Here is a 26,185-nt window from a genome sequence, read left to right as displayed (position 1 = left end):
GTGTTTTTATGAAACAATTTATTTTTGGCATATTTATCGTCTTAACTTTTTGTATTTATCCTTTACATTCAAAGGCAGCAACATTCCCTTGCAGTATGGTCTTGGAACCGATAGATAAGAAACTTGAAAATGCAAAGGGCACAGCCTTAATTTATAAAGTACGGTTACGTGAGCCAGGTTTCGTACGAACAAATATAAGTATCCTTGGAGTTCACCTTCCTAAACCATCTTCTTTTGGAAATTACAACAGTTATGAAGGATTTGCCTTTAAGCCAAGTGAAATAAGTTGGCGTTTCGGACTTTATCCTACTCCAGAAATAGATAGTCCCACTTGGGCAGGAAGATTTGATGAAATAACAGCAAAGATGGAAAATATAGAAGTGCAGGTTCGTCTCTCAAATACAAAGAATGAAAAATTGGGACCACCTATATTAAGAGGTAATATCAATCAGTGTAAGTAAAGCTAAGTTGCATTACTTCAACAATGAGGTAATGTTTCTTTATTATAAAGACCAGTACGCCAACAATTTTCAAGAAAGCTAAGAAAACTTTGTGAAGATTTACACTTAAACTAAAGGGTGCTTTTATCCAGGATGATGTGATCGCGCGGCGGTCATTTTTTCTTGTTGAAATACGGGCAGTTTAGTTAAATAAATATTCCAATTTTAGAGGGGAAATTTAGGTTTCTTATCGAATAGAATAAAGTATCCTGAAAAGCTGGAGGTTTTCTATTTGTTACTTTTCAATTGATACGCCATCTGAGAAGAACTATTGAAACTCAGATAGGAGTTGACGAATATGTTATATAAAATTACGGCAAATGACATTTCACCAGATATGTTAGAAGGATTTTTTGTGAATTGGTTAAACTCACCTAATCCACAAACACATTTAAAATTGTTAAATCAAAGTGATCAACGTGTCATCGCTATCGACCAAAATACAAATAAAGTGGTCCGATTTGTTACAGCAATAACCGATGGGTGTTATCTGCTTACATTCCTTTTCTTGAGGTTTTACCTGAATATCAAAATCAAGGGATAGGAAAGGAATTATTTCGAAGAATTCTAAATGAACTTCAAGATTTTTATATGATTGACTTAATGTGTGATGTGGACCTCCAATCTTACTATGAACAGTTTGGAATGATAAAATCTACTGGTATGATTATAAGAAACCATAATGTTCAATCAGGAAAATAATTAATATTTGAACCAGAGTTCCTATGGCTACTCTGGTTTTTGTTAGATTTCAGACATAACATTGTGAAAAGATGTACTTAAACAAACGGGTAGCTTTTGTTGAAGAGCATAGCTGGCCATCAATGGCAGCTTTTTCTTCTCAGCTAATGCGCTGTTTAGATGAAAGAAAGATGAAAATCCAATATACTTTTATGTCACATTTGACACAAATTGTGAATTAGTTCATATAATATTGATATTTTGTAATATAGCCATCTAGTTTTTGACTAAGTTCAATTGTCTGTTTACTTGTAAGTCCTTCTTTTAGTCCAGTTTCGGTCATCTCTTGTCGTAATAATTCAATAATCTGAATGAGGTTGCTTTTTTCAACACTTTTTGAGGATAACATTGTAAACATGACTCCTTTTTACTAAATACTAGAAAATAGTAACAGAATATAGGAGATGTAGACAAGTGGATTTATGGTAAAATTGCAACAATAATTGGAATCCCATCATACGAACAGTAGCCGAAAAAGGTTAAACAAAAAAAATAAAGTGGCTTTGCCATTTTCAAATAAAGGAAACTTTTATGGTTAGTACAGTATATGTTGATGCTTGTACATGCATGTAGGGAACCTGTCCATTAAAAAAAAATTAAATACATTTTCTTGATACTCAATCGAGTTAAAAAAGCACTGGTTATCGTATATCATAAATTCAGCTGAGACAAACATTGCGGCATAAAAAATTTAAGTTTCTATTTTTTCAGGGAGATCTGAAACAAAAAGGGCATAACTTAAAAGCTTCATATCATTTTGTATTAGTTTTTTGATTTTAGGATTGTCACATTTATAAAAATCGTCTGTTAATCGTTTAAGTTCACGGCAAATTAATTCAATTGGAATCATGGTACTGTTCCTTCCCTAATGATATGTAATCATTATCTATCATCCTTTTAACTTTTGAAAGGGTTTCTACTAAATAAGGAAAACGAACAAATAGGTTATGGACTGAAAATGCGAACTAAAACAAAAGTGCCACTAAGATAGCAGCACAGTATGAACGGTTAATTTATTCAAACTATATGAAATAGCTTTTGTAATAAAAGAATGTAATGATAATCGCAAATAAAGTATAAGCAACTGAAGCAAAGATTGGCATTCTGCCAAATTTAGGGCCTCTTTTTCCCTCAACCTCCATGTAGATTTGGCTGTTAAATAGATCTGTCATTGGATTATTCGGTGCAGTAACTAGGATTCCAAGTACTCCAACTGGAAAAGTTAAATCAACAATATTGGCTTGAAAAAGATATGCCACACCGAAATTAAGAGCCATTAGTATCGAAAAGGTTGCTAAAAATGCGAGTATTTTGTTCACGCTTTTTCTCCCTTTATTGTAATATCTTTAGTTTAAAAGAGGGTTAGGTTTTGGACAAGTGTACATTAATTCCAATTAAGACTTTAAGTGAACACTGCGATGATAAAGCGTATTAAATGAGTGCTGTAAACTACACATGAGTAATGAAGGTATGCAAAATTTCAAACTAGACATATAATATCAATTCTACGAATTATAAATAAAGATAGTTTAAATGGGTAATTTTTATGTACAACTATAACCAACTGTGTTTGGCAATTAAAAAATGCAATGCAAAAAGAGCCAAAATACGCAAGTAGTGCATAAAAGCTTGCATATTTTTGGCTCTTTAATTTTAATCTTTATTGTGTTAAAGCTACCCGTTACTTTAAGTGAAATTCTTCACAAAGGAACTTTTTCATACGGACTGTAAATACATAAGTAATCCTCCCCTTTATCAAGAGTTTCCTTAATATTCTTTTGAATAAATTACCATCCATTGTAGCAACTTAATTTAAAGGTTCTATTGCTAGGTCTATTTTGTAGTTATTGGTAAGAAGGGTAGATATAAAATTATGGAAAATGAAAAAATTAGCTCCAGTCAATTCTTTGTTTTGATTGTTTTTTTGAGTTAGGAACTTCAATTGTATTTCCAATTGGATTTGCATCCCAAAAGGATGTCTGGCTATCTATATTAATTGCCTCCATTGGTGGATGTTTTTTATTTATAATTAACGAATACCTTTCACGTCAATACCCGCAGCTTCCATTAAGTTGTTATGCCCAAAGAATTCTTGGGAAACATATTGGAAGATTACTTAGTTTATTATATATCCTTTTTTTTATTTATATTGCTTCCAGAGATTTGAGGGAAGCTGGTGAATTAATGATTACAACTGCCTATGATGAAACCCCATTGATTGTAATAGAATTTTTATTGATACTTGTTGTAGCATACGGACTCTATAAGGGAGTAAAAGTGTTGGCCGAGAACAGCAGAATTATGTATGCTTTTTTACATAGTTTTGACGATATTGGGTAATTCCGCCATTATATTTGGAGGGTATATTAAAATTGAAAACTTTTTTCCAATCTTTGAAAAAGGATGGACTCCCGTTCTAAAGGCAGCCTATCCAAACATAGTCATGTTTCCTTTTGGTGAAATGATATGTTTTACAACTATTTTACCAAGTTTAAAAAATCGAGAATCTGGGAAAATGAATTGGATTATCAGCACTCATTTTAGTTACCATTATATTATGTTATGTTCATGCTCTTAGTATATCGGTTCTCAGTGAGCCTTTCTATAGTCGAAGTCTCTTTCCTTTAATGGATGTAATGCGAAAAGTTCAAATTGGAGAATTTTTGGAGAGGTGGGACATCTTTCCAATCCTCACAGTGATTATCTGTGATTTTTATAAAATTTCTATATATTGTTTCGCCGCAGTTATTGTGGCTACAGATATTTTTAAATTTCAAAATAAGCAAAAAGTGATAATTCCTGTTGTGGCTTTAACCCTCTATACTTCATTAGTGGAGGCAAATAATATTTCCGAACATTTTAAAGAAGGGGAATTAGATTTAAAATTAATCCTACCTCTATTTTGTTTTATCTTTCCCGTTTTACTTTTTACTTGTACATCTCATACGTAAAAAATAATAAACGGTTTAACCTTTTAATTTCTGATACTGTGATATCAAAAAAAACCGAAATCTTTATTGAAGTAAAATGCCCCTTTAGTTTAACAAGAACTTTTACATTTGCTGAACATTTTTCTCGTATTGTTCATTACATTGTTCCAGAATACTTTCAAAAAAAGCTTAAAACTGAAACACTTTCTTAATCGTTTTATTATGTGATTTTAATTTAATGGAAATAATTCCATAACATTTAATAGCTATCCTTAATTAGTATTGAATCAATTAAAAAGGGAGTACCAAGCATGAAACTTAAAGCTATTATCTGTTTTTTTCTAAAAATGCATAAATTTAGTTATGATTCAGGTGAGTGTGTTAGGTGTGGTAAGATACGAGCACGAATAAGATGAACGATTATGCTTAAAACGATAGTTAGGGAACTCCCTGACTATTGCTTTAAGTACATAATAAGAGTCAAATACGAAGTTAATAAACAAGTCCTTCTTCAACTAAACTCTCGTTAGCACAAAAAGAAAAAAAGATTGCCGTCGCAATCTTCATCTTTAACTATTGCTCGTGATAGACAAAACTATTTTTTTAATTCGATCCGACAAATCCATTTATAATACCCCAACATAATCAATAGAAGTATCGGGTCTAATATTAAAGAATACCCCAAATTCCACCATCCTAAATGAAAGTATCCCCAAGGTTCAGGCAGCAGTGCAATTACTTCATAAATTAATATTCCGATTAAAAACAGTACAAAGAAAATCACTTTTTGTATCATCCTTTTATCAAAAGGAAAGAAATTTAAAAATATTATATTAACTGGCGGTACAAGTACAATATTTGTAGGTAATTCCTCCCAGTCTGCTTTTTTTGTAAAATACCAGTATCCCTTATATTCCATATCTACATAAAAATCAAAATTCATTTGTAATGCTATTGTAAACATCCAAATATGGACAATTTGGTTTAGTGTTAGCCGTGTATTAGTATAAAATGCGATAAAATTTACTATTATAATTGCAATAATAAGTCCAATCATTAAATCACTCCTTTTCCAATTAATTACCATTTAATTAGAAAATAATACAGTGATTTGTAGCTACACCCTGTAATTACTATGATTCACATCTTAATTATCATTGTTAATTATTTTTCTTACTAACATTAAATTTAAAGCAAAAATTCTTGAAGAAAAATGCGGGTTTTTTTCGGTATTGAAACAAAATTTGCTAAATAACTTCAAACATATAATCCAACTACATTTTTTGTGAAAAGTTGATTCGAATTTGCCGAGGGAGATCTCTAAAGGAGAAATAACGGAATATATGCTTTCAAACCAAAACAATATTTATCAATTTGGCTTCTGCGTAGATTCTTCAGAAATATGAACTTTAAAGATTCTTAATCAACAGGAAATAACATATTTAGGACGGCAGCACTACGGACTGATCAGAAAGGAAAGCGTCTTTCTGTCATTCCATACGTGTCGCTTTGGCACTAAATGGACCGATAACCACGGTCTGTACGGTTGGCTTCTACACTCCTTAGCTTCCTGTTCCATTTACGGCGGGCCATACCAAACAAACCGAAAACCTTTAAGACCTTGGGCTCCTCGCCCAAACCCAGCCAACGGGAGCCCGTTGGATCGCATCATACGCTCGGACCCTATAACTTCCTTCTTTGTTCTCTTGATTGTAATCGTTTGCTCATAAGGGCAGTCAAGGGTGCTACGCTAGCGCTTCGCAAAGTTTGTGAACTTTTTTAAGAAGATCGATTAAAAAACTTCACAAACTTCAAGCCCGTTGACAGCCCTTTTCCAAAAGATTAGGAGTGGTCAAACAAAAAAGGAGTGATAGAGAATGAAAGCAAATTTTTATGGATTGAAGGTAGCAAAATCAAGCACAGGACTTTATGTAGGTAGATATTTTAAGGAAGACGAAGTCACTACACAGTTTGTACGATTAACCGATGATTTCAGCAGCAAACAAGAAGCCATCGAGTGGATCGAAGCCATGATGGAAGAGTTGGCTGAGATGAAAGAGGGGTAAGTCCCCTCTTTTGTTTTTCTTATCTTATACAGTGTACTGAAGAGCATGGGAAATTCCCGGGCTATCACCAGGAATCGTGTCGCTTGCTTTGTTTTACTCCCAAAGATTGAAAACGAATGGAGGCTTTTTAGGGGCATCGAATTAACTGTACTATTATTTTAGAGGATAATTAGTTCAATATAAAAGCTGGTATCCTTTATCTCATATATATTAAATTCATAAACTAGACTTTAAATTTTTAGTTTAATATGTTTACTTTATGATCTTATAAGGCGGAGGATGTTATGGACGTACAGAAAGTATTACTTGATGCTAATAAGAAAAGGTATATGCTTCTTAATGATGGAGGAATACCAGTTGCATCAGTAATGAGGTATTTGAAATATTTAGATGTAACAGGTAAAAGCAGCAATACACAAAAGACCTACTGTTTACTCATTGAAACAGTATTTTACGTATTTAGAAGTAATTTCGAGGATGATAGAAAATCATAATTCAAAAGTACCATTTTAAGTCACTAATTACTGAATATTAGAAAAACTAATTGACAGCGTATACATTACAACTTACTATAAATTTGAATAGTTTATTGATTAAACAAACTAAGGAGTGAGTGTATGCGTAATAGGTATTTAAAGCTAATCATGGCGCTGGGGTTATGCTTTTCCCTTGTACTTGGCTGTTTCGCTTTGGACGGAAAGTCCGCTGTTCAAAGTAAAGAGGACCAGCCAGTCAGCATCGTCGATTGGAATCAAGAATTACAGAAAGTGGATGGCTTTGGCGGCTCGTTTGCTTTTCATAAAGCCGGTTCGATTATGAGGCTGCCGGAACCTCAAAGAACTCAAATACTGGATATGATCTTTAATCAAAAGAATGGGATCGGCCTCAGTATTGTCCGTAATATGGTAGGTGATGGCGGCCTCGGAACATGGGGAAATTCTTTTTATGATGGCCCCGTTGCTACGATTGAACCAGAACCAGGGAAATTTGTTTGGGATGATCCGGAATGGGATACGAAAAAGCTAGAATTTGACCAATATCAAATTTGGATTATGAAGGAAGCTAAAAAACGTGGTGTGAAAACTTTCCTAAGCAGTGTATGGAGTGCCCCTGCCTGGATGAAGGAAAATGGCAGCGTCATCGATACCGGAAGGAATACCCCTCCAAATAAATTAAGAAGAGATATGTACGATGATTTTGCCAATTATTTAGCTGAGTACGTTCTTGGCTACAAGAAATACTATGACATTGACATCAATTATATCTCACCGACAAACGAACCAGACCACACCGGGGGCTATTCCAGCAGCCTTTGGACACCTGAAGAACTTAACATCTTTGTTCGGGATTATCTAGGACCTATTTTTAAAGAAAGACATGTACCAGCCAAGATTGTTTTAGGAGAGGGAATGGGTTTCAGTGAAAAGTATGCGCTTAGCGCCCTAAACGATCCAAATACGGTCGATTACGTGGATGTTGTTGCCGCTCATGGATACATAGGTTTGCAATCCAATGCTACCACTCCTAATCCCGGCGAATTTCAAGTTTCAAAAAAATTAGGAAAAACAATTTGGCAAACAGAATTCATGAATCAAGGTAACAATAAACAGAGCTATCAAGATAATACCATCACGGACGCCATGCGATATGCGAACCTTATCGGCAACATGTTTAACGTGACAGGTGTCAGTGCTTATTTCTGGTGGTGGCCTGCGGCCAACAACGGGGCAGATGGTTCTGATCTCATTCGCTTAGTCAATGACGGTTCTCCTCAAGGGGTTAAGGCCACTGAAAACGGATTGTTCAGGGTTTTCAAACGTTATTATTCTTTTGGTAACTATAGCCGTTTCATTCAGCCGGGCTATGTGATGATAGGGGCTGAAAAGAATCCTGCCGATAATGTCATGGTTACGGCCTATAAGGATCCTAAGACAGGAAACTTTACGATTGTAGCTGTTAACAATAGCTCTAAATCGGAAAAGATTTCGTTTAATCTGAAAGACTTCCCTGCTGATACAAAAGCAGTCGTGCCATATCGTACTTCGGCGAGTGAAAATCTTAAAAAGTTGGATGACATAAAGGTGAATGACGGTTCCTTTACTATGGAACTAAGAGGATCTAGCATAACAAGCTTCATTCCAAAAAATTTCGAACTGCCAGCTTTACCTGATATGAAGGATGTATTTTCATCTTACTTGGCTGAGGAAAATGATGCTCAGACACCAGGGCTTCAAGCAAGAGAAAACGCCGAAGGCACCAAGGTGCTTACTAATATTCGCAATAACTCATATGTAAAATACTCCAATGTAAACTTTGCAGATGGTACAGCAAATGGTCAAGCCAACAAGCGAGGTGTGCTTAGTATGAATGCGCGTGTTGCCTCCATGAACGGCGGTCAGATTGAAGTCAGATTGGATGATCCAAAGTCAGGCAAGATCGTTGGTACGATGGAAATTCCTAAAGTGAATGATATCAACAGATGGTTTAAAGTATCGACCATGATTGATACCAATTCCATTGATGGTGCCTATGGCTTCCATGATTTATACTTAGTCTTTAAAAACGAAAATAGTGAAAATATAAAGATGTTTAATGTTGATTATTTTGAATTCAATGATGGCAGCCTTGAGCCAGCCATCGAAGTGACAGAGTAATTTTTTAAAAAGTTTAGTAGATTACTCTGAAGCGTACGCATGATGATGATTGCGAATAGTGTTAAAATACGGTCATTTGGAGGCTAAACGATGATTAAAGGCATTGGCCATCTTGCATTTGTAGTAAAAAATATGGAGAAGTCCTTAAGCTTTTACTGTAATGTTCTTGGCTTTAAAAAAGCGTTTGAATTAAATAAAGATAACGGTGAACCTTGGATTGTTTATTTAAAGGTTCGGGAAAGGCAATTCATTGAGCTGTTCTACGGCGGAAGCAAAGAAGTAACTACTGACTTCTCTACTATTGGTTATTCCCACTTATGTCTAGAGGTAGAGGATATAAATGAAATCGCTAACCATATGAAAAGCCACGGATTAACCCTAGATGATGAACCAAAGCAGGGTGCCGATCTTAATTATCAATGCTGGGTAAGGGATCCGGATGGCAATCGAATTGAATTTATGCAGATGCACCCGGAATCGCCCCAAAATAATGCTTAGAGAGTGTTAAAAAAGGAAAAATGCTAAAATAATAAAAATTGCATCTAGCGAAATCTACTGTTACGTGCGAAAGACCCACTAGTTGCAATATCGCTTGTATGTATGAGCAATAGAAGGACCATTGAGGGGATGAATAAACTAATTCATCGCTCAATGGTCCTTTTTCTTCCTATTAGTAATCGGTAACAATCAGATCTCTTTCCAGAAAGGCTTCAATCTCTTCGCTTATTTGAAAGGAAGTTTGGAGGTGAAGAGAGGGCAATACCTAGACAGCAATGCTCCCGTATCGTGCCCAATTTATTGGAGAGGATGATCGTGAAGTGTTGTTTGACATGTGCCTGAATACCAAAAATCGAGTAATAAGCTAACCGGAGAGAAAGATAAAGTTAGGGTTATTAGTTATACAATCGAAGGTTACTCTATAATTCACGACCTTGAATATAACGGAAAAAATATTAAATCAACTAAAGACTACACTAGAGACAAATCTGGGTCTGGTAAAATAGAAATTACAACTTGTGAATCAATAGGGATAAAAGAAAATCACGAAAAGATAAGTTATATGGTTGAAAATTGTGAGAGTCCCAGTATTGAAAATGGCATTTTGGCAATTTGGAAATGAATTTTATTTTGTATCAAATTAAGATACCCTATTCAACTAACGGGTGCTTAGGTTAAACACGGGATGGCTGCGGCGATCCCCTTTTCTTCTTGTGCTAACGGGGCAGGTTAGTTGAATAAGGAATCGGAAAATATAGTAAAGGAAACTCGCCAATATACCTGTGGCGAGTTTTGATTTTTTGTATGTCAATATCGAGTTAAAGCAACTGTAATTTTGGTTATAACTTTGGGAAAGCACCTCAAAACGGGCAGAGGAATTAATAATTCTGGACTTAGAGTAAACTCTAAGCATTACACTTACTTGGTGTCAAAAATTAAAAATGAAAGAAGATATAGACATATCAGATTTAATGGAGGCGATTATATTGACATATTCTATTGGAGAATTTTCTAAAATTGTTGGGTTAAGTGAACATACATTGAGGTTTTATGAAAAGGAAGGCTTAATAAAAGTAAACAGAGACGATAACAATGTCAGAATCTACACTGATGAAAATAAATTATGGATTGAATCATTGCTCCACCTAAAAAATACGGGGATGTCACTAAAAGACATGAAGCAATTTGCCATGTGGGGGCATGTTGGGGATGCAACAATGGAAGAACGGTTAGCTTTACTTAAAAATCATCGAAAAAAAGTAGTGGAAGAATTTGAGAAGCTTCGTCAAAGTTTAGAACATCTGGATAATAAAATTAATTTTTATGAAAATGAATTAGGAGACTGTTTCTCTAAAAATTAAACAGCCAGTTGTTTTTCCATTTGCGTCTTTTTTAAAAAACTCGTAATCGAAAAAATAAAAATAAAAAAACACTTGCCTTAGAGTGCTCTCTAAGGATTAACCTATTCTTGCACCATTTGATACACCTATACAAAATAGTGCAAAACTAACTAGAAGAAGAAAGAGGTTAAAAATGAACACAAAATATAGCAACTTATTTGAATCATTTACATTTAAAAATGGTATCACCATAAAAAATAGAGTCGTTATGGCACCAATGACAACTTGGAGCAGTAATGATGATTACACCGTTTCAGATGAAGAAGTAAAATATTATAAAAAAAGAGTCAATGGAGTAGGACTTGTTATCACTGGATGTACTCATGTTCAACCAAACGGTATAGGTTTTACGCATGAATTCGCAGCTTATGATGATAAATTTATTCCAAGTCTACGGAAATTGGCGGATGCGGCGAAAAGTGGAGGAGCTCCTGCGTTGCTTCAAATTTTTCATGCAGGCAACAAAGCACTGCCATCTTTAACTCCAAATGGTGAGGTGGTTAGTTCCAGTGCTGTAGAGACTGAAGCTACTGCATTTGCTCCTTCAGTATTACCTAGAGAACTTTCACATGATGAAATAATAGAAGTGATTCATGCTTTTGGAGAAACAACCAGACGAGCTATTGAAGCTGGTTTTGATGGTGTTGAAATTCATGGTGCACACGGATTTTTACTTCAAAACTTCTTCTCTCCTTTCTTCAATAGACGTGAGGATGAATGGGGTGGCTCTCTAGAAAATCGCTTGCGTTTCCCATTGGCAGTCATTCAGGAAATGAAAAATGTGATTAAGAATCACGCAACAAAGCCGTTTATTTTAGGGTATAGAATATCACCCGAAGAAAATGGCGGTTATGGGATGGAAGATGCCTATGAATTAATTGACCGTCTGGTTGAACAGGGTTTGGATTACATCCATGTTTCGCTTGATGATGTATCTTCAAAACCACGAGGCATTGAAGATGGAAAAACACGGCTTGAATTAATTGTTGAACATGTAAACGACAGAGTTCCTGTAATGGCTGCGGGTTCTATGGTAACTGCTGATGATGTTGCATCTGCATTAGATAAGGGTCTATCCCTAGCAGCAGTTGGTCAGACATTAATCATGAATCCAGACTGGGTAGAAAAGATTCAGAATGGAAAAGAAGCTGAAATTGAGACAGCAATTAAGACTTCAAAAGTAAGCGAGCTTGAGCTTCCAGAAAAACTTTGGAATTTCATTCAAGCTTCAGGTCCCTGGTTTAAGATTGAAGATTAAAATCGAATAGAAATGTTACTGTTTTTTTCAGACTCACTTTTTTGGGGTGCTTTTTTGGTATTTGAGACATTAATAAAAAGGAAGATTGAACTCAAAGCTTGTGAAGCTTTGTACTTAAACAAACGGGTGCTTGTGCGGCCGAGCATAGGTCGTATCATATAGCGGGTGGGATTCCCGTCGAGTAAGAACTAGCCATTCGCTCGTAACGAGTCTTGGAGGGCTAAAGGTAACTTTAGTCTTTAAGCGTAGACAGTTAGGTAGCGGGCCGAAAGCCAAATGGTTGAAGGGATTGAGCTCCATAATGTTAGTAAATCGAGAGGGCTGATGCCTTAAGCACAGCAGAAAGCTACATTTTATCTTTCGTTAAAGGCAAGAAGGATAAAACCTCTCTGGAGTCAGAGACCTTGGCACGTTATACATTGATATGATACGGCAACTCGGGAGACCCTACCGGTCTTTTCTTTTTTTTAGAAGAGTATGGTGTACAAGCGATAACAAGCAAGGAAACCAAATGCCGATGTAGGGAGTCGGATAGCAGCGTAGTACCAATGAAGTTGGGTAATGCCGACGGAGGAAAGGCTAGCTACCAGTTATCACCCTTACTAGGGACACATTTACTACACACAGAGGTAGGGGAAATAAATGGAAACAAAACTACTAAGGATAGCAGAATTAGCAAAATCAAATCCTAAAATGAAATTTACATCTCTTGCACATTTATTAAAGGAGCAATCACTAGTTCAATGTCACCAGGAGCTACCTAACAAGAAAGCAACTGGGGTTAATGGTACAACCAAAGATCAATACGGTGAAAATCTAAAAGAAAACATAGAGAATTTAGTAAATAGGCTTAAAAGCAAAAGTTATCATCCTGTTCCAGTAAGGAGAATGTATATTCCAAAGCTCAATTCAAACAAGAAAAGACCATTGGGAATTCCGGAACATGAAGATAAGATTGTTCAAAGAGGCATTACGAAAATACTAAATACTATCTATGAAAATGATTTTATAGACTGTTCATTTGGATTCCGTCCAAATCGTAACTGCCACGACGCTTTGAAAACATTGAACCACTATATTGAAAAGAGAACAGTAAATTATGTAGTAGATGTAGATATTAAAGGATTCTTTGACAATGTTGACTACACATGGATGATGAATTTCTTAAAACTGAGAATCGCTGACCCTAACCTACTAAGAATCATTGGTAGATTCCTTAAAGGTGGATACATGGAAGAAGGTAAGAAATATAAAACAGACAAAGGCACACCGCAAGGTGGAGTAATATCTCCGATATTAGCCAATGTATACCTCCATTATGTCCTTGACCTATGGTTTGAGAAAAGGGTTAGGAAACAGTGCAAGGGACAAGCATACATAGTGAGATATGCAGACGATTTTGTTTGTTGTTTTCAATATAAATGTGAAGCCGAGCAATTCTTCCATTCATTAAAGTTGAGATTAAAGAAATTTAATCTAGAAATAGCTGAGGATAAAACTAAAATCATACCCTTCGGGCGGTTTGCGGAGCAAAATGCAAATCAACAGGGAAGGAGTAAACCGGCAACTTTTGATTTCCTTGGATTTACACACTATTGCGGTAGAAGTAAACAAGGGAAATTTCGAGTAAAACGGAGAACAAGCAGGAAGAAAGTCCAAGCTAAACTAAAAGAAATTAAAGAATGGTTGAAAATTAACAGAAATAAAGACATTCATATGATTATGGATAGATTTAAACGCTCACTAGTAGGTTATTACAACTACTATTGCATCACAGATAATACCCAAAGTGTAAACAAATTCAGAGACAAAATCGGGTACTTACTGTTTAAATGGCTCAATAGAAGAAGTCAAAGGAAATCATTTACTTGGGATAAATTCAGACTCTTTCTTAATAAATATCCATTACCTTACGCAAGAGTTAAGGTTAATATATACGACTTAAGAAAAGAAATTAGCTATATTTTGTAAATGATGACTAGGAGGAGCCGTGTGCGTTAATAGCGCAAGCACGGTTCTGTGAGGGGGGAGGAGTACAATCTACCGCAAGGTAGAAAGGCTCCCTTCTACTCGACTTGTAAAGGATGATGATCGCTACTGCGGTCATTTTTTCTTGTTGAACTAACTGGAAGATTAGTGGAATAAAGAAAAATTCTAATTCTTTTAAATTAGAGGAATTAGATAAAAATTGTTGTATAAGTAATTAGTTATTAAATATTTGGGAGTTGTTACTGTGACAAATGGTGTTGAAGATTTTTATTGTGACGAAGTTTTAAGTGGCAATACAGTGGTTGAAAAAGTGCTGGAAACTGAGGATACTCTAGCTTTTTATCATACGCGTCCTTTTTACGATGTACATATCGTGGTTATCCCCAAAAAACACATTACTTCATTAATAGATGTAAAAGAAGAGGATAAAGATGTGCTTAATGATTTATTTTCGGTGATTCAGAAAGTATCAAAACAGGTAAACGATAAATACGGTGCCTGTACTGTATCAACTAATCTAGGTGAGTATCAAAGCAATAAACACATGCATTGGCATGTTCATTATGGAAATCGTATAAAATATTTAGATGGTACTTGGTGCTAAAAGCAAACTGATACTTTCCGTAAACAACTGGTTGCTAAAAAAGCAGCCTTTTTTATTTAACTAGGTAGGCAGATTTGTTCAAGAAGGAAACTGTTTAGGGAGTTGTGGAATACTTAGGAATTACTTTATTTTGGTGGTGGTTCTTTATGATAGTAAGATTAGAAAAAGCAAAAGATGAAGATGCACAAGCTATTTTTGAGATTCAGGTTAAGGCTTTTATGCCTTTGTTGGAAAAATATAAAGATTACGATACAAACCCAGCAAGCGAAAAGATTGAAAGAGTTATTCAAAGAATTAATAATCCAGAAGGAAGATTTTATAAAATACTATATGATAATGTTCTTGTAGGGGCTATCTGCGTATTTTGGAGAGAAAAGAATCAATTTTGGATAAGTCCGATGTTTATTTTACCTGAATATCAAGGTAAAGGTATTGCACAGAAGGCAATACGCTTAATTGAAGAGTTATTTCCCCATGCAACAACTTGGGAATTGAGGACACTTATACAGGAAGAACGAAATTGCTATTTGTATGAAAAAATGGGTTATAAACAGTTAGAAGACTGGAAACATAACTTAAATGAAAATACAACATTGGTTCATTACACAAAAGTATGTTAATTCTTCCAGTTAATATGAGTCTGTAATTTGTTAGGGCTGTTGACACAGCCTTTTTTTAGTATGTTAATCACTGAACTTAAACTAACGGGGGCGTTACTTGAACATCGGCTACCTTGACAGCTTTTTAGGACAGGTGAGTGAATAATTACCCATTATGCATCGACTCAGGATGTGCAATAAATTTATTTACTGTAAGATTTGAACTATTGGATCACAAAAATTAAGGAGCATGTAGTAATGAAGATCAAACGAATTGTTGCCAATGTTGAGACTCAGGATATATCTAAAGCAAGGTACTTTTACGGGGAAGTGCTCGGACTTGATCAACTGATGGATATGGGATTTATTGTAACTTACGGTTCGCATGAGAAAATGGACACTCAAATTAGCTTTCTTTCTGAGGGAGGTTCAGGGACACCAGTGCCTGACTTGTCAATTGAAGTTGATGATCTCGATAATGCACTAACTCGCATAAAAGAAGCAGAGATTCCAATTGAGTATGGACCAATTGAGGAGCCGTGGGGGGTTCGACGTTTTTATGTAAAAGATCCCTTCGGTAAGCTTATTAATATTCTTAGCCATCTTTAGATAAATAAGATGACATATGTGTTGATTATCTACTTTAATGAGGAGTTTTTGTTGAATAGAAACAAAAGAGTTACTGCTGCACATTACGAAGATAATTCGCAATTAAAGATTTATTGGACTAACTTGGCAGTTTAGCAGTCGAAGAAGAAATTATGTAAAACAAAATATTTTATATAATACAAATTTGGGTTAATATGGAGAAAATAACCATATTCGAAACGAGGCGTTTTAGATGAATGAGATGGAAAAAGTGTTAACCTTTTTATTCGAGTTTGTTTTGAACGCATTAATAATAATGGCATTATTAAGCCTCAATAGCAAAATAAACCGACATAAAAAATGGTTATCTATCTTAAGTCTTATTTCAACTATTATTTTTACTTTCATTCCTACAATTGTTAATCGAGTTGATAAAGATTTTAAGGAGTTTCACCTTGGTCTTCCTGCTGAAGGTTTTGTTTATCGGGGCGGATGGGATTTATCTTTTAGCTCTTTCGGGTTTATATTTAACTTTTTCTTCTTTTATTTGGTGATTAAATTAATTTTAAAACGGAGGAAAGCTCCAATAGTAAAGAATTAAAAATTATTAGTCTTAACATCAATGGAAAAAAATCAATTATTGAACTTCACAGCAAACAATGTGGACCTTTATAAAAATAATATAAGAACAAGTTTGTAATACTTACTTCTTCAGCTAACCGACGCCAGAGGACCGCTGTGGTGATCCTTTTTTTGCTTAGTGCGTAACTGACAGTTAGTGAAAGAAGGAATTTACACCTTTATTGTGGAAATATATTCCTTGAAATAGATTTCCTTAGTGTTCGAATTACGTGAAGAATAACGCTATTAGACCCCTCTATGGGTTAATATGCTGAAGAAAATTACCTGTTTGAAAGGATGAAGTTAATGGCAAAGGATAGAAATGAAACTTGGGAATGGACTAAGGCACTTCTTATTGCACTATTATTTGCTTTTATTATCCGAACATTCCTCCTTACACCAATTGTAGTGGAAGGTGCTTCTATGATGCCCACTTTACAAGACCATGATCGAATGGTTGTAACAAAAATAGGTGAACCCAAAAGATTTGATATTGTTGTTTTCCACGCTTCAGAAAAAACAGATTATATCAAACGTGTAATCGGTTTGCCTGGAGACCGTATTGAATATAAAGATGATACTTTATTTGTCAATGGTAAGGCTTATAAAGAACCTTATCTTGACAAATACAAACGGGAAATCGAGACTGGTCCACTTACAGAGTCTTTTAAACTGGAGGAAACGGCAGTCGGCAGTGCGACTGTTCCTGATGGGCATTTGTTTGTAATGGGTGATAATAGAAGAAGAAGCAAGGACAGCCGCCATATAGGGGCTATTTCAATGGAAAAGGTAGTAGGAACAACGAAAATTGTTTATTACCCTATTAATGAGATAAAAATTATTGGTAAATAATATTGCCAAAGATAGATGAAAAAGCATACTCATTGTTCAACGTGGTGTAAAAGTTTAATGCAGCTGCCATTCCTCGGCAGCTTTTTCTTGTTGTGTTTACTGGCGGGTTAGTTTAAAAATATTAAAAAAGCTTAGTGTTGTTAACTACCGCAGGGAGTTGAGGACAAGTCATTGTATTTGTTGGAATGAAAGTATTTTCCAATGGTAATCCTAATCAAAAATGCGGGAAAAGAGGATTAGTAATGACCACAGACAAAGAATTAAATCCAATGAATGTGATGAAACCAATAAAATTAAGTTCAAAAGAATTAGATGAAAACCAAGCCTTCACATCAGCTGAAATGGGGAAACTTTGGGCAACTTATGTCGGAAATAGTATGTCTAAACAAATCTTATCTTTTTTTCTTCAACATTGTGAGGATCAAGATATTAAAACGCTATTGGAAAATGGTTTAGCCTTAGTTAAGGATTTCATGCAGAAGATAGAAGAATTTTTTAAAAAAGAGAACTTTCCCATGCCAATAGGATTTACACAAGACGATGTAAATCTTGGGGCTCCACGCTTATATCTAGATGAATTTTATGCTCACTATTTAAAATATGCGGCAAAAGCGGGAATGAGCCTTTATTCAGTAGCCATTCCATTAGTAATGAAGGAGGATGTAAGAGAGTTTTTTATTTATTGTTTTAAATGCACCGCAATTTTATTAGGGCAAATCAATAACGTTTTAATTGAAAGAAAATATATTCCAAAGGTTCCCACTATTCCGTTACCAAAAGGAATTGATTTTGCTGATCAACAAAGTTACTTAAATGGTTTTGTTGGAGATGTCCGACCATTGAATGCAATGGAAATTATTCATCTTTTTGATAACATTGAGAATAATGTTACGAGTAAGACATTGTTATTGGGTTTTTATCAGACGGTTCAAGATGAAAAGATAAAAGCTCTGTTTAAAAGAGGTTTAGGTATGACAGACAAATCAGTAAAGCAGTATATGGAAAAACTTCATACCGAACACATGCAAACACCGTCTTACTTAGACCATTTGGTTACAACATCTACATACCCTCCTTTTTCCGATAAAATAATGCTGTTTCACAAAGTTGATATGTTTTCCATGAAGATAAGGGCTTTTGGAAACTCTTTGGCCGTTAGCCCAAGAAGGGATTTAGGATTGTTGTACGGAAGAGCTCTTATGAACATTGGCATATTTGTTGATGACGGTGCCAATATCTTAATTGATAAAGGTTGGCTGGAATCACCTCCTCAAGCATTTGACAGAGTTTAAGTATGCTATTGGATTATTTGTAGGTTAGTCGAAAAAATATTTAGAAAATGACTATAATAATTGTGGTGAACAAAAAAGAAGCGTTGTTATGGAGCATAGCTCTTCGGAGGTTTTGGTCAATAACTAAAAAGGAAAGTATCTTTAAGGGATTATTTTTATTCTATTGTGATTTAGCATAAATGTTAAATCACATTTTTATCAGATTAAATGACTGAAAACCTTGCCGTTAAAACCGAAGTTTTGAATATGGGTATCTAAGCTCTAAAAACAGAGGTTGAACAATATTAGTAATACAGAAAAGGGCCAAAAACATGTTTGGTCTTTTTTAATTTATTCACCATTATTTTTATACAACTTAAATAAAATATTTAAGAACATAGTTTTAATGGAACCTTTTGTGAGTAAATATTTACCATCCATCTTTTTTAGCTTGATTTAGATATTCATTTACGTCTAAGAAAGGGGGGAAATCAGTATATCAACTTTAACAGGCTTTCTACCAAGCGAATCCGCCTTTAAATTCGGAAACAGCTTTCCACATGTTCCCGTAAAGAAATTTAAGGTATTGGGTCGGCAGCTAACGATCGGTGATGCCTCCTATGGTCTTTGCGGGGGAATGATTTTTGCTGTCATCGATTATTTTGAAGCAAACATGCCGATCCCGTTCAATCCGACCGCTCCTTCCTCAGGTCCATTATTCCAATATCTCGTTAATCGGCAGATTGAAAGCTTTCATCTGCCCTTAGGACTTATGAAATATATGGCTTTAATGAATCCTTTCCTCCAGGATCATGGACCGAACGGAAGGGCGTGGAGAATGATGAAAGAGGAATGGCCGAGAGTGAAAAATGATCTTGATAACGGAAAGCTTTCACCACTTGGTTTAGTCAGAGTCAAATCCCTTAATCCTTTTGAGATTAGGAGAAATCATCAAGTACTTGCCTATGGGTATGACTTGAATGAAAACAATTTGTCCATTTCTATTTATGATCCTAATTATCCAAACGATGATTGTGTAACTCTATCCTTAAATATGGGAATGCCCGAGTACACAACAAGCGTTCTTCATTCTAATTCATCTGAACCGATTTTTAGTTTCTTTAGGACGGATTACAAGTTTAAAAGGCCGGTAAATTTGAAATAGATTTTAAGCTCCATGGTTATTATTGAGGTCTAAAGTGTCCGATGAGCAACTACAAGTACATCAGGCGATACAAACGAAGGTAGGTAAAAAATAAATTAAGCGATGCTTAAGAAAGAAGCATCGCTTAATTTATTTTTATTAATACGGCTTTTGCAGAATTTTCACCTGATAATACTGACTGGACGCACTAAGCACGGTAAATAAACCCTAAAGACGGTTGGTTTACTGCAATATCACCCAATACTATTTCATTTTACATTTGTTTAATAGTTTTTTAGTAGCATTTTATCTAATTGACGGACTTTATCATAGGAATTTACTAATCTTTCTGGTACCAAGGTTCTCCCATAATCCCAGGCATTGGATTCTATTTTAGCTAGAAGCTGTGCTTTTTTTTCATCCTCGAAATACTTTAAAACCCTTAAATCATGTTTGTTGTCCTTAAAAGCTAAATAATATCCAAGCTGATGATAGAGAATAAGTTTTACACAGTCTTCATCTGTCTCTTTTATCTTAAAGTTAATATTAGCTATGTATCCATTAATTTGTAAATAGTTAAACTTAATCGTAGTATTTGATACGTTAAAACTCATAGGTGCGGGTAGGTTATTATTAAATTCATAATCAACAGTTAATTTGAGTTCTTGCAATGTATTTTCAATAATTTTCTCAATATCTTTTATATAAAGCATGTTATCGACACGACCTTTCAACGTCTTCTACATCTTATTTTTAAGAAAAGAAGGGGGGAAGTAAATCCTTCTATTTTCCTTGGGCTTTTTTCCTATTGCATTTGAGGCGATCACCTTCAAAAAAGTTGCAATAACACCTGTGGAATCCTAATTGGTAGGTTTATTTGTATTTAGGTAGCACTTATCTGGAGGAATGAAATGGACTAGACTTTAACATGGGTCTCCGTTCCAACATCTTTATAAACATAATGATTTGCGTTTGTTACTCTTGGCTGGATTTACTTGATATAGATCGAGGGATTTATCCTATAAAACTAACCCGATGGTGGCATAGAAAGATCTATTGTGAAAATGTATGAAAAGAAAGTGATTGATCTGAAATGTAAAAAGTGTTTGAGACGATTGCTTAAAGCTAATAGAGCGATTAAGGAGAATAGATCGGTAGAACCATGTGTCTACCGATCTATTAACTCTACGTTTATACGTTTTCTAGACACATTAGGTAAGGTTTTAAAGTGGAGAGGAAAAATTCACTAAAAATAGGAAGGCCTGAAAGGTATTCTAACAAGTGATGGTAATTATTTTCTTTCCGGCTGTGGAATTGTAACAAAGAGACACAAAGAAGAGTCTCTAACAAAAGAAGGACCTTGAGGTTTTTTCCCGAATTCTCTCATTTCTTATAGTTCATTTCGTTCTATCAGTATCGCTCTATTGCGCGGTAATTTAGTAAATTTTAATTAACAGTTCTCCTATTTAGTAAAAAAATACAAAAAATTTAAAATTTTCTTGAAAGCACTTTCATTTCCTGATATTCTAAAATTGTACAAGTAAATGTTTAACAGAATTATCGGTTATTTAGTAAATTATTTACTAGAAAGGTGTAATATGGCGACCATTAAGGATATAGCAAAATTATCAAAGGTCTCAGCTGCAACGGTTTCAAGGGTGTTAAATGGTGATGATACCATCACTGTTCAGGACCAAACCCGCCAGCGAATATATCAGGCCTCCAAAGAACTGGGATATAAGACCATTCAAGAACGCCGTAATCAACAACAAACTACCATAAGTAAAAAGAATCCTGCAATAGGTGTTGTCCTTTTTCTTTCAAATGAAGAGGAGTTGAGTGATCCTTATTTTTTATCAATCCGTCAGGGAATTGAGGAAGAACTGATAAAGCAAGGGATTAGTACAACCACTATGATCCGCTTATATGATAAGGTCGATCATCAGAAAGTTCGGGAACTTGATGGAATGATTATTGTTGGAAGAATAAATGATGAAGCCTTAAAGAAAGTAAGCTCGCATAGTAAAAACATCGTTTATATCAATCATTCTCCTGATGAGGATATGTACGATTCCGTTGTCGTCGATTTTCAAAAAGCAACAGAAAAAGCCTTACAGCATTTACTGGAAGCTGGTTTTAAACGGATCGGTTATATTGGCGGCGTCGAAAGAGAGCATCTAAAAGAGACAACGATCATCAGTGAGGATCAACGCCTTACGACCTATGAAAATGTGATGAAATCAGAAGGATTCTATCAACCTTCCTATGTGTTCATTGGTGAATATACGATGATGCAAGGATATGAATTGATGAAGAAAGCTGTCAAACAGAACGATGTACCAGAAGCATTTTTTATTGCGAGTGATCCAATGGCAATTGGAGCTTTACGGGCCCTGCAGGAATTAAGAATTTCCGTTCCGTCCGATCTAGCTATCGTCAGCTTTGATGATATTGAAATGGCAGAATTTTGTAGTACGCCTTTAACAACCGTAAAGGTCCATACAAAAGAGATGGGACAAACTGGGGTTAAATTATTATTAGATCGAATCAATGGCAGAAAACTTCCGTTGAAAGTAACGGTTCCTACAGAATTAGTGATTAGACAAAGCTGTGGAACCAATAAGTAGAAAGAAGTACCACTTTAAGGAGGTGATTAAGAGAGAAATGCCAGTAGTTTTAATTAGGTTTAATATCCCTATTGTGACGGCCATCACATGTGATAGGGACATTAAACCAGGACTCAAGGACTAAGTAAATGAGTCTCTATTATTATATAGCAGTCTCATTCTACTAGCAACATTATGAATGCAGCTTAAGTATTTGAGAGAATACTCCTAAATGCGAAAGCGCATTCAAAGTCTTGAGACGCTTTACGAGAAGTATCAGGGTGGGAAATTTTGTTTTAGCAAGTATTAAAGATCTACAACTTATCTCGTAGGATAGGCTGTCATCGGATTAGCCTGGAAGATGTAAAAAAGCCAGTCAAGAAGGTCATAGACTAGTAGGGAGATAGATAACTAACACAGTATGTAACATGGTTCTATGACTCAAATCGAGCTGCAATAGGTAAGAGGTTACTGTAGATTATACCATTGGAGCTAGTTGGTAAGTTCAACATACTTTTCAGAGATAACTGAATTGGAATAAAAAAAGGAAACAAGTAGGGATACATAGAGGTATCCAAGACAGCACAATCTATTGTTTTTTCATTTCCAAAAAAGAATCAGGAGGGATATATATGAAAAGAAAATCAAATGTTCTCCTCAAGATTGCTCCAGTATTGTTTGCCGGCATGCTAGCCCTTTCCGGCTGCAGCGGCAGTGGGGAAAAAGCATCCTCCGAAGGCGGCGGTTCTGGTAATATCGTAAATCTTACGATGTCTGCTTGGGGAAATCCAGCAGAGTTGAAGGTATATCAAAAAGGAATTGATGCCTATACAAAAGAGCATCCAAACGTAAAAATCAAATTAATTCCAGTGCCTAGCGATGGTTATGAACAAAAAATATTGACGCAGCTGCAAGGTGGAGATGCCCCAGACGTCTTTTATGTAGGTGACGCGACAATGGCAAAGCTTGCGCAAAACGGTTCTGTAGCGGAGTTAGGTGAATATATGCAGACCGGCGACAGTTATGCTAAGCCAGATGAATATGCCGACGGGTTATGGGGAGCAGCCAAGCAGGATGGAAAATATTATGGTGTACCGGTAGACTGTAACCCGTTGTTACTTTACTACAACAAAAAGATGTTCAAGGATTTAGGAATTAAAACGCCTCAAGAATATTTTGACGAAGGGCAATGGAATTGGAAGGCTTTTGATGAAGTGACGAAAAAGTTAAAAGACGGTGGTAAAAAAGGCTTTATCGCTGAAAAATGGCTGATGGATACGTGGATTTGGTCAAACGGCGGACGTGCCTATGATGAACAAGGTAATTATGTTTTAGATCAGAATGAAAAAGCACATGAGGCTATTCAATTTATCAGTGACTTAACAAAAAAAGGACAAATTATGTATGCTGGTTCCCTTCCTAAGGGCCAAGGTCTAGATGCCATGTTCATGTCCAACCAAGTAGGAATGGTGGCCGCTGGCCGCTGGTTAACTCCAATGTTCAGTGAAAATAAAAATCTTGATTTCGATTACATTTACTGGCCAACTAACACAGGTAACAAAATGGAGCCTGTTCAAATTGGTGTAGCCTATATGGCCGCAAATAAAAAGTCTAAACATATAGAAGAAGCTATGAATTTTGTAACCTACTATGTTTCCAAAGAAGGACAGAGGGCTCGCTTAGATGGAAATGGTAACGCGATACCATCCGTTAGCGGGATTGACGAGATCGTAACAAGCGATAAAACAGTCGAGCACACACAATACTTAATGGATGGCCGTGAAAAAGGCTTTGTTAACGGCGCCCCTCTTATGTTCAAAGGTCAAATTCCTGGATTGAATAAAGAAGTAGAAGATCAATACGACTTATTGCTTTTAGGTAAACAAGGTGTAGATAAGACAATCAAGAATATTACCGAGAAAACGAAGCAATTGACAAGCGAATATAAAGCAGGAAACTAATTTTACGAGAGTAAGAGGGAGGGAATGATCACGTTCTATTCCTTCCTTTTCTCTATTCAAATCGATAGATGACAGACGCTTAATATAGAAGCTTTGGGGCTTAGCGGTCTGATTATCATAAATTGAAGTGGAGGGTGAGTTCCATGCATAAACGTCAAAGGGCGTTAGCAGGATATTTGTTTATTACACCGCAATTGATTGGCCTGCTTGCTTTCTCATTATTCCCAGTTGCTTACGCACTTGTGTTAAGTTTCATGAAATGGGACGGTTTTGGTGCTAAAACCTTTGTAGGTTTCGCCAACTATTCAAAGCAGTTTCAAAATCCTGATTTTTGGATGGCAATGAAAAATACGGTGTATTACATGATATTAGTTATTCCCGTTGGAATTGTCATTTCCCTGCTCCTTGCAGTGGCCTTAAACAATGTAAAAGGAAAAGAGATATATCGTGTGTTTTATTTCATGCCTGTTGTTACAAGCTCTGTTTCCATCGGAGTCATTTGGATGTGGATATTAAACGGTGACTTTGGAATTTTGAATATACTGCTTTCCCATATTGGGATTGAAGGACCAAAGTGGCTGACGGATACGCATTGGGTTATTCCAGCTATAGCCATCCTTAGTATATGGTGGGGACTTGGCAATAACATGGTTATCTTTCTTGCGGGATTGCAAGGAATTTCAAGAAGTTATTATGAAGCTGCCGAAATAGACGGAGCAAACAGTTTTCAGAAGTTTTGGCACATTACCCTGCCACTTCTTTCACCAACGACGTTTTTTATTGCCATCATGGCCATCATCGGCTCCTTCCAAGTATTTGATCAGGCCTTTGTTATGACAAACGGTGGCCCAGCGAAAGCGAGTTACACACTCGTTTATCATATCTATCAAAAAGGATTTATTGACTTCAAAATGGGAGATAGCTCTGCTACGGCCATGATCTTGTTTGTGATTATCTTAATCTTCACACTTATCCAATTTAAAATGTCGAAAAGGTGGGTTCACTATGGCGAATAATGTTGTCACAACAGTAGAAAAGAACGCCATTCCAGTTATTGAGGCAAAGGTGAAGAAAAAGGTTAAACCGTCTCAAATCATTCTTCATATTATTTTAACGATTGGCGCAATCATAATGATTTTTCCATTCCTATGGACAGTAAGCAGTTCCTTAAAAGATATTTCACAAATCTTTCTGGTGCCGCCGGCTTGGCTCCCAAATCCCATTAAGTGGTCGAATTATATCGATTCTTTGACTGCGATGCCATTCGGTTTAGCCTACTGGAACAGCTTCTATATTACAGCTGTAGTTGTATTGGCTACATTACTGACAGCTTCTATGGCCGCCTATGCCTTTGCGAAAATTGAGTTTAAAGGCGCAAACTTTTTGTTCATTCTTTTCTTAGCTACTATGATGATTCCGAAGCAAGTAACGATGATTCCTTTATATATCATTATGGGGAAAATCGGATGGTTAGATTCCCACCTGTCCCTGATTGTACCAGGTGCTTTATTTAACGCATTTGCCGTATTTTTATTAAGGCAATTTATCATGGGAATTCCAAAAGAATTGGAAGAGGCAGCGATTATTGACGGGGCTGGCTACCTTAGAATCTATTGGAGCATTATTTTGCCGCTTATTCGTCCATCCCTTGCGGCAGTAGGAATATTTGTGTTCTTAGGTTCATGGAATAACTTTCTGGATGCCTTAATCTTCTTAAATACACCTGAGAAATTTACTGTACCATTGCTGCTAAACACGTTCAAAGGTCTGTATGTCGCTGACTGGGCGCTGATGATGGCAGGAACGACCATTTCTGTTATTCCAGTATTGATCATTTATATTGTTGCTCAAAAGCAAATTATTGAAGGTGTCACGATTACAGGAATTAAATAAGAAATTAAAA

The 26,185-nt window shown here is 35.6% G+C and carries 29 protein-coding genes; 24 read left to right on the top strand and 5 right to left on the bottom strand.

From position 1 onward, the window contains the following. The first annotated feature begins 8 nt into the window (after window positions 1–8). Both ACZ9EE_RS31470 and ACZ9EE_RS31465 read left to right on the top strand, forming a co-directional pair. Window positions 9–461: a YoqH family protein gene (locus tag ACZ9EE_RS31470; protein WP_476032544.1), complete on the top strand. Its 453-nt coding sequence runs from the start codon at window positions 9–11 to the stop codon at window positions 459–461. Window positions 462–983: 522 nt separating this feature from the next. Next, a complete protein-coding gene (locus ACZ9EE_RS31465) occupies window positions 984–1,202 on the top strand; it encodes a GNAT family N-acetyltransferase (RefSeq protein WP_476032543.1) in 219 nt (72 codons plus the stop codon). Window positions 1,203–1,419: 217 nt separating this feature from the next. Here the strand turns inward: ACZ9EE_RS31465 and ACZ9EE_RS31460 are convergent, their stop codons facing one another. The 3 genes from ACZ9EE_RS31460 to ACZ9EE_RS31450 all read right to left on the bottom strand — a co-directional run bounded on the left by ACZ9EE_RS31460 (window position 1,420) and on the right by ACZ9EE_RS31450 (window position 2,560). Continuing rightward, on the bottom strand, window positions 1,420–1,590 hold the full coding sequence (locus tag ACZ9EE_RS31460; protein WP_476032542.1) for a Spo0E family sporulation regulatory protein-aspartic acid phosphatase: 171 nt from the start codon (window positions 1,588–1,590) through the stop codon (window positions 1,420–1,422). A 342-nt stretch (window positions 1,591–1,932) separates the two neighbouring features. After that, window positions 1,933–2,091, bottom strand: a complete 159-nt coding sequence (locus ACZ9EE_RS31455) for a hypothetical protein (RefSeq protein WP_476032541.1) — start codon at window positions 2,089–2,091, stop codon at window positions 1,933–1,935. 172 nt (window positions 2,092–2,263) lie between these two features. Next, window positions 2,264–2,560 (bottom strand): hypothetical protein, encoded by a 297-nt coding sequence (locus tag ACZ9EE_RS31450; protein ID WP_476032539.1) that lies wholly within the window; start codon window positions 2,558–2,560, stop codon window positions 2,264–2,266. Window positions 2,561–3,143: 583 nt separating this feature from the next. Here ACZ9EE_RS31450 and ACZ9EE_RS31445 point away from each other — a divergent pair. The 3 genes from ACZ9EE_RS31445 to ACZ9EE_RS31435 are packed head-to-tail and all read left to right on the top strand — an operon-like array spanning window position 3,144 to window position 4,192. Further along, window positions 3,144–3,581: a GerAB/ArcD/ProY family transporter gene (locus tag ACZ9EE_RS31445; RefSeq protein ID WP_476033170.1), complete on the top strand. Its 438-nt coding sequence runs from the start codon at window positions 3,144–3,146 to the stop codon at window positions 3,579–3,581. Continuing rightward, window positions 3,547–3,819, top strand: coding sequence for a GerAB/ArcD/ProY family transporter (locus ACZ9EE_RS31440; RefSeq protein WP_476032538.1), 273 nt, complete (start codon window positions 3,547–3,549; stop codon window positions 3,817–3,819). Before ACZ9EE_RS31445 ends, ACZ9EE_RS31440 begins: the two co-directional genes overlap by 35 nt. After that, a complete protein-coding gene (locus tag ACZ9EE_RS31435; protein ID WP_476033168.1) occupies window positions 3,761–4,192 on the top strand; it encodes a GerAB/ArcD/ProY family transporter in 432 nt (143 codons plus the stop codon). The genes ACZ9EE_RS31440 and ACZ9EE_RS31435 overlap by 59 nt, the downstream gene beginning before the upstream one ends. Window positions 4,193–4,766: 574 nt before the next feature. Here ACZ9EE_RS31435 and ACZ9EE_RS31430 read toward each other — a convergent pair. Then, window positions 4,767–5,228, bottom strand: coding sequence for a hypothetical protein (locus ACZ9EE_RS31430; protein WP_476032536.1), 462 nt, complete (start codon window positions 5,226–5,228; stop codon window positions 4,767–4,769). 820 nt (window positions 5,229–6,048) lie between these two features. On the opposite strand from ACZ9EE_RS31430, the gene ACZ9EE_RS31425 reads away from it, so the two are divergent. From ACZ9EE_RS31425 to ACZ9EE_RS31355, 15 genes are all read left to right on the top strand, one after another. Continuing rightward, complete coding sequence (locus ACZ9EE_RS31425) at window positions 6,049–6,237, top strand: hypothetical protein (protein WP_476032535.1); 189 nt, start codon at window positions 6,049–6,051, stop codon at window positions 6,235–6,237. Window positions 6,238–6,521: 284 nt separating this feature from the next. After that, complete coding sequence (locus tag ACZ9EE_RS31420) at window positions 6,522–6,731, top strand: transposase (protein WP_476032534.1); 210 nt, start codon at window positions 6,522–6,524, stop codon at window positions 6,729–6,731. Between the two features lie 123 nt (window positions 6,732–6,854). Continuing rightward, window positions 6,855–8,891, top strand: coding sequence for a glycoside hydrolase (locus tag ACZ9EE_RS31415; protein WP_476032533.1), 2,037 nt, complete (start codon window positions 6,855–6,857; stop codon window positions 8,889–8,891). Window positions 8,892–8,981: 90 nt separating this feature from the next. Beyond that, window positions 8,982–9,389 (top strand): VOC family protein, encoded by a 408-nt coding sequence (locus ACZ9EE_RS31410; RefSeq protein ID WP_476032531.1) that lies wholly within the window; start codon window positions 8,982–8,984, stop codon window positions 9,387–9,389. A 334-nt stretch (window positions 9,390–9,723) separates the two neighbouring features. Then, window positions 9,724–10,011 carry a DUF4362 domain-containing protein gene (locus ACZ9EE_RS31405; protein WP_476032529.1) on the top strand — a complete coding sequence of 96 codons (288 nt, stop codon included), beginning with the start codon at window positions 9,724–9,726 and terminating at the stop codon, window positions 10,009–10,011. A gap of 319 nt (window positions 10,012–10,330) precedes the next feature. Further along, window positions 10,331–10,750, top strand: coding sequence for a MerR family transcriptional regulator (locus ACZ9EE_RS31400; protein ID WP_476032528.1), 420 nt, complete (start codon window positions 10,331–10,333; stop codon window positions 10,748–10,750). 172 nt (window positions 10,751–10,922) lie between these two features. Beyond that, window positions 10,923–12,047 (top strand): NADH-dependent flavin oxidoreductase, encoded by a 1,125-nt coding sequence (locus ACZ9EE_RS31395; protein WP_476032526.1) that lies wholly within the window; start codon window positions 10,923–10,925, stop codon window positions 12,045–12,047. Between the two features lie 642 nt (window positions 12,048–12,689). Beyond that, window positions 12,690–14,018 carry a group II intron reverse transcriptase/maturase gene (ltrA, locus tag ACZ9EE_RS31390; protein ID WP_476025116.1) on the top strand — a complete coding sequence of 443 codons (1,329 nt, stop codon included), beginning with the start codon at window positions 12,690–12,692 and terminating at the stop codon, window positions 14,016–14,018. 262 nt (window positions 14,019–14,280) lie between these two features. Then, entirely contained in the window at window positions 14,281–14,640 is a 360-nt protein-coding gene (locus ACZ9EE_RS31385) for an HIT family protein (RefSeq protein ID WP_476032524.1), read from the top strand. A 146-nt stretch (window positions 14,641–14,786) separates the two neighbouring features. After that, the gene (locus ACZ9EE_RS31380; protein ID WP_476032522.1) at window positions 14,787–15,260 is read left to right on the top strand and encodes a GNAT family N-acetyltransferase; all 474 of its coding nucleotides are present in this window, start codon (window positions 14,787–14,789) and stop codon (window positions 15,258–15,260) included. Between the two features lie 237 nt (window positions 15,261–15,497). Further along, window positions 15,498–15,848, top strand: coding sequence for a VOC family protein (locus ACZ9EE_RS31375; protein ID WP_476032521.1), 351 nt, complete (start codon window positions 15,498–15,500; stop codon window positions 15,846–15,848). 232 nt (window positions 15,849–16,080) lie between these two features. Beyond that, window positions 16,081–16,428 (top strand): hypothetical protein, encoded by a 348-nt coding sequence (locus ACZ9EE_RS31370; RefSeq protein ID WP_476032520.1) that lies wholly within the window; start codon window positions 16,081–16,083, stop codon window positions 16,426–16,428. 326 nt (window positions 16,429–16,754) lie between these two features. Beyond that, a complete protein-coding gene (gene lepB / locus ACZ9EE_RS31365; protein ID WP_476032518.1) occupies window positions 16,755–17,300 on the top strand; it encodes a signal peptidase I in 546 nt (181 codons plus the stop codon). A 269-nt stretch (window positions 17,301–17,569) separates the two neighbouring features. Next, a complete protein-coding gene (locus ACZ9EE_RS31360; RefSeq protein WP_476033167.1) occupies window positions 17,570–18,592 on the top strand; it encodes a DUF3231 family protein in 1,023 nt (340 codons plus the stop codon). 565 nt (window positions 18,593–19,157) lie between these two features. Further along, a complete protein-coding gene (locus ACZ9EE_RS31355; RefSeq protein ID WP_476032516.1) occupies window positions 19,158–19,736 on the top strand; it encodes a hypothetical protein in 579 nt (192 codons plus the stop codon). A gap of 263 nt (window positions 19,737–19,999) precedes the next feature. Here ACZ9EE_RS31355 and ACZ9EE_RS31350 read toward each other — a convergent pair whose 3' ends face one another. After that, a complete protein-coding gene (locus tag ACZ9EE_RS31350) occupies window positions 20,000–20,449 on the bottom strand; it encodes a hypothetical protein (protein ID WP_476032515.1) in 450 nt (149 codons plus the stop codon). A gap of 864 nt (window positions 20,450–21,313) precedes the next feature. Between ACZ9EE_RS31350 and ACZ9EE_RS31345 the strand changes: the two genes are divergently transcribed. The 4 genes from ACZ9EE_RS31345 to ACZ9EE_RS31330 all read left to right on the top strand — a co-directional run bounded on the left by ACZ9EE_RS31345 (window position 21,314) and on the right by ACZ9EE_RS31330 (window position 26,175). Further along, window positions 21,314–22,342: a LacI family DNA-binding transcriptional regulator gene (locus ACZ9EE_RS31345; RefSeq protein WP_476033166.1), complete on the top strand. Its 1,029-nt coding sequence runs from the start codon at window positions 21,314–21,316 to the stop codon at window positions 22,340–22,342. A gap of 611 nt (window positions 22,343–22,953) precedes the next feature. Next, a complete protein-coding gene (locus ACZ9EE_RS31340) occupies window positions 22,954–24,282 on the top strand; it encodes an ABC transporter substrate-binding protein (RefSeq protein ID WP_476032513.1) in 1,329 nt (442 codons plus the stop codon). A 143-nt stretch (window positions 24,283–24,425) separates the two neighbouring features. Then, window positions 24,426–25,298, top strand: coding sequence for a carbohydrate ABC transporter permease (locus tag ACZ9EE_RS31335; protein WP_476032512.1), 873 nt, complete (start codon window positions 24,426–24,428; stop codon window positions 25,296–25,298). Continuing rightward, entirely contained in the window at window positions 25,288–26,175 is an 888-nt protein-coding gene (locus ACZ9EE_RS31330) for a carbohydrate ABC transporter permease (RefSeq protein WP_476032511.1), read from the top strand. The genes ACZ9EE_RS31335 and ACZ9EE_RS31330 overlap by 11 nt, the downstream gene beginning before the upstream one ends. Window positions 26,176–26,185: the final 10 nt, after the last annotated feature.

This window comes from Bacillus sp. URHA0034, assembly GCF_056280405.1.
This window is presented reverse-complemented; position numbering and strand designations above follow the sequence as displayed.

What these genes read in the sequence shown, in the direction of transcription:
- ACZ9EE_RS31470 (WP_476032544.1), top strand. Translation starts at nt 9, where the DNA reads ATGAAACAATTTATTTTTGGCATATTTATCGTCTTAACTTTTTGTATT.
- ACZ9EE_RS31460 (WP_476032542.1), bottom strand. Translation starts at nt 1,590, where the DNA reads ATGTTATCCTCAAAAAGTGTTGAAAAAAGCAACCTCATTCAGATTATT.
- ACZ9EE_RS31455 (WP_476032541.1), bottom strand. Translation starts at nt 2,091, where the DNA reads ATGATTCCAATTGAATTAATTTGCCGTGAACTTAAACGATTAACAGAC.
- ACZ9EE_RS31440 (WP_476032538.1), top strand. Translation starts at nt 3,547, where the DNA reads ATGCTTTTTTACATAGTTTTGACGATATTGGGTAATTCCGCCATTATA.
- ACZ9EE_RS31430 (WP_476032536.1), bottom strand. Translation starts at nt 5,228, where the DNA reads ATGATTGGACTTATTATTGCAATTATAATAGTAAATTTTATCGCATTT.
- ACZ9EE_RS31425 (WP_476032535.1), top strand. Translation starts at nt 6,049, where the DNA reads ATGAAAGCAAATTTTTATGGATTGAAGGTAGCAAAATCAAGCACAGGA.
- ACZ9EE_RS31420 (WP_476032534.1), top strand. Translation starts at nt 6,522, where the DNA reads ATGGACGTACAGAAAGTATTACTTGATGCTAATAAGAAAAGGTATATG.
- ACZ9EE_RS31415 (WP_476032533.1), top strand. Translation starts at nt 6,855, where the DNA reads ATGCGTAATAGGTATTTAAAGCTAATCATGGCGCTGGGGTTATGCTTT.
- ACZ9EE_RS31410 (WP_476032531.1), top strand. Translation starts at nt 8,982, where the DNA reads ATGATTAAAGGCATTGGCCATCTTGCATTTGTAGTAAAAAATATGGAG.
- ACZ9EE_RS31400 (WP_476032528.1), top strand. Translation starts at nt 10,331, where the DNA reads ATGAAAGAAGATATAGACATATCAGATTTAATGGAGGCGATTATATTG.
- ACZ9EE_RS31395 (WP_476032526.1), top strand. Translation starts at nt 10,923, where the DNA reads ATGAACACAAAATATAGCAACTTATTTGAATCATTTACATTTAAAAAT.
- ltrA (WP_476025116.1), top strand. Translation starts at nt 12,690, where the DNA reads ATGGAAACAAAACTACTAAGGATAGCAGAATTAGCAAAATCAAATCCT.
- ACZ9EE_RS31380 (WP_476032522.1), top strand. Translation starts at nt 14,787, where the DNA reads ATGATAGTAAGATTAGAAAAAGCAAAAGATGAAGATGCACAAGCTATT.
- ACZ9EE_RS31375 (WP_476032521.1), top strand. Translation starts at nt 15,498, where the DNA reads ATGAAGATCAAACGAATTGTTGCCAATGTTGAGACTCAGGATATATCT.
- ACZ9EE_RS31370 (WP_476032520.1), top strand. Translation starts at nt 16,081, where the DNA reads ATGAATGAGATGGAAAAAGTGTTAACCTTTTTATTCGAGTTTGTTTTG.
- lepB (WP_476032518.1), top strand. Translation starts at nt 16,755, where the DNA reads ATGGCAAAGGATAGAAATGAAACTTGGGAATGGACTAAGGCACTTCTT.
- ACZ9EE_RS31360 (WP_476033167.1), top strand. Translation starts at nt 17,570, where the DNA reads ATGAATGTGATGAAACCAATAAAATTAAGTTCAAAAGAATTAGATGAA.
- ACZ9EE_RS31345 (WP_476033166.1), top strand. Translation starts at nt 21,314, where the DNA reads ATGGCGACCATTAAGGATATAGCAAAATTATCAAAGGTCTCAGCTGCA.
- ACZ9EE_RS31340 (WP_476032513.1), top strand. Translation starts at nt 22,954, where the DNA reads ATGAAAAGAAAATCAAATGTTCTCCTCAAGATTGCTCCAGTATTGTTT.
- ACZ9EE_RS31335 (WP_476032512.1), top strand. Translation starts at nt 24,426, where the DNA reads ATGCATAAACGTCAAAGGGCGTTAGCAGGATATTTGTTTATTACACCG.
- ACZ9EE_RS31330 (WP_476032511.1), top strand. Translation starts at nt 25,288, where the DNA reads ATGGCGAATAATGTTGTCACAACAGTAGAAAAGAACGCCATTCCAGTT.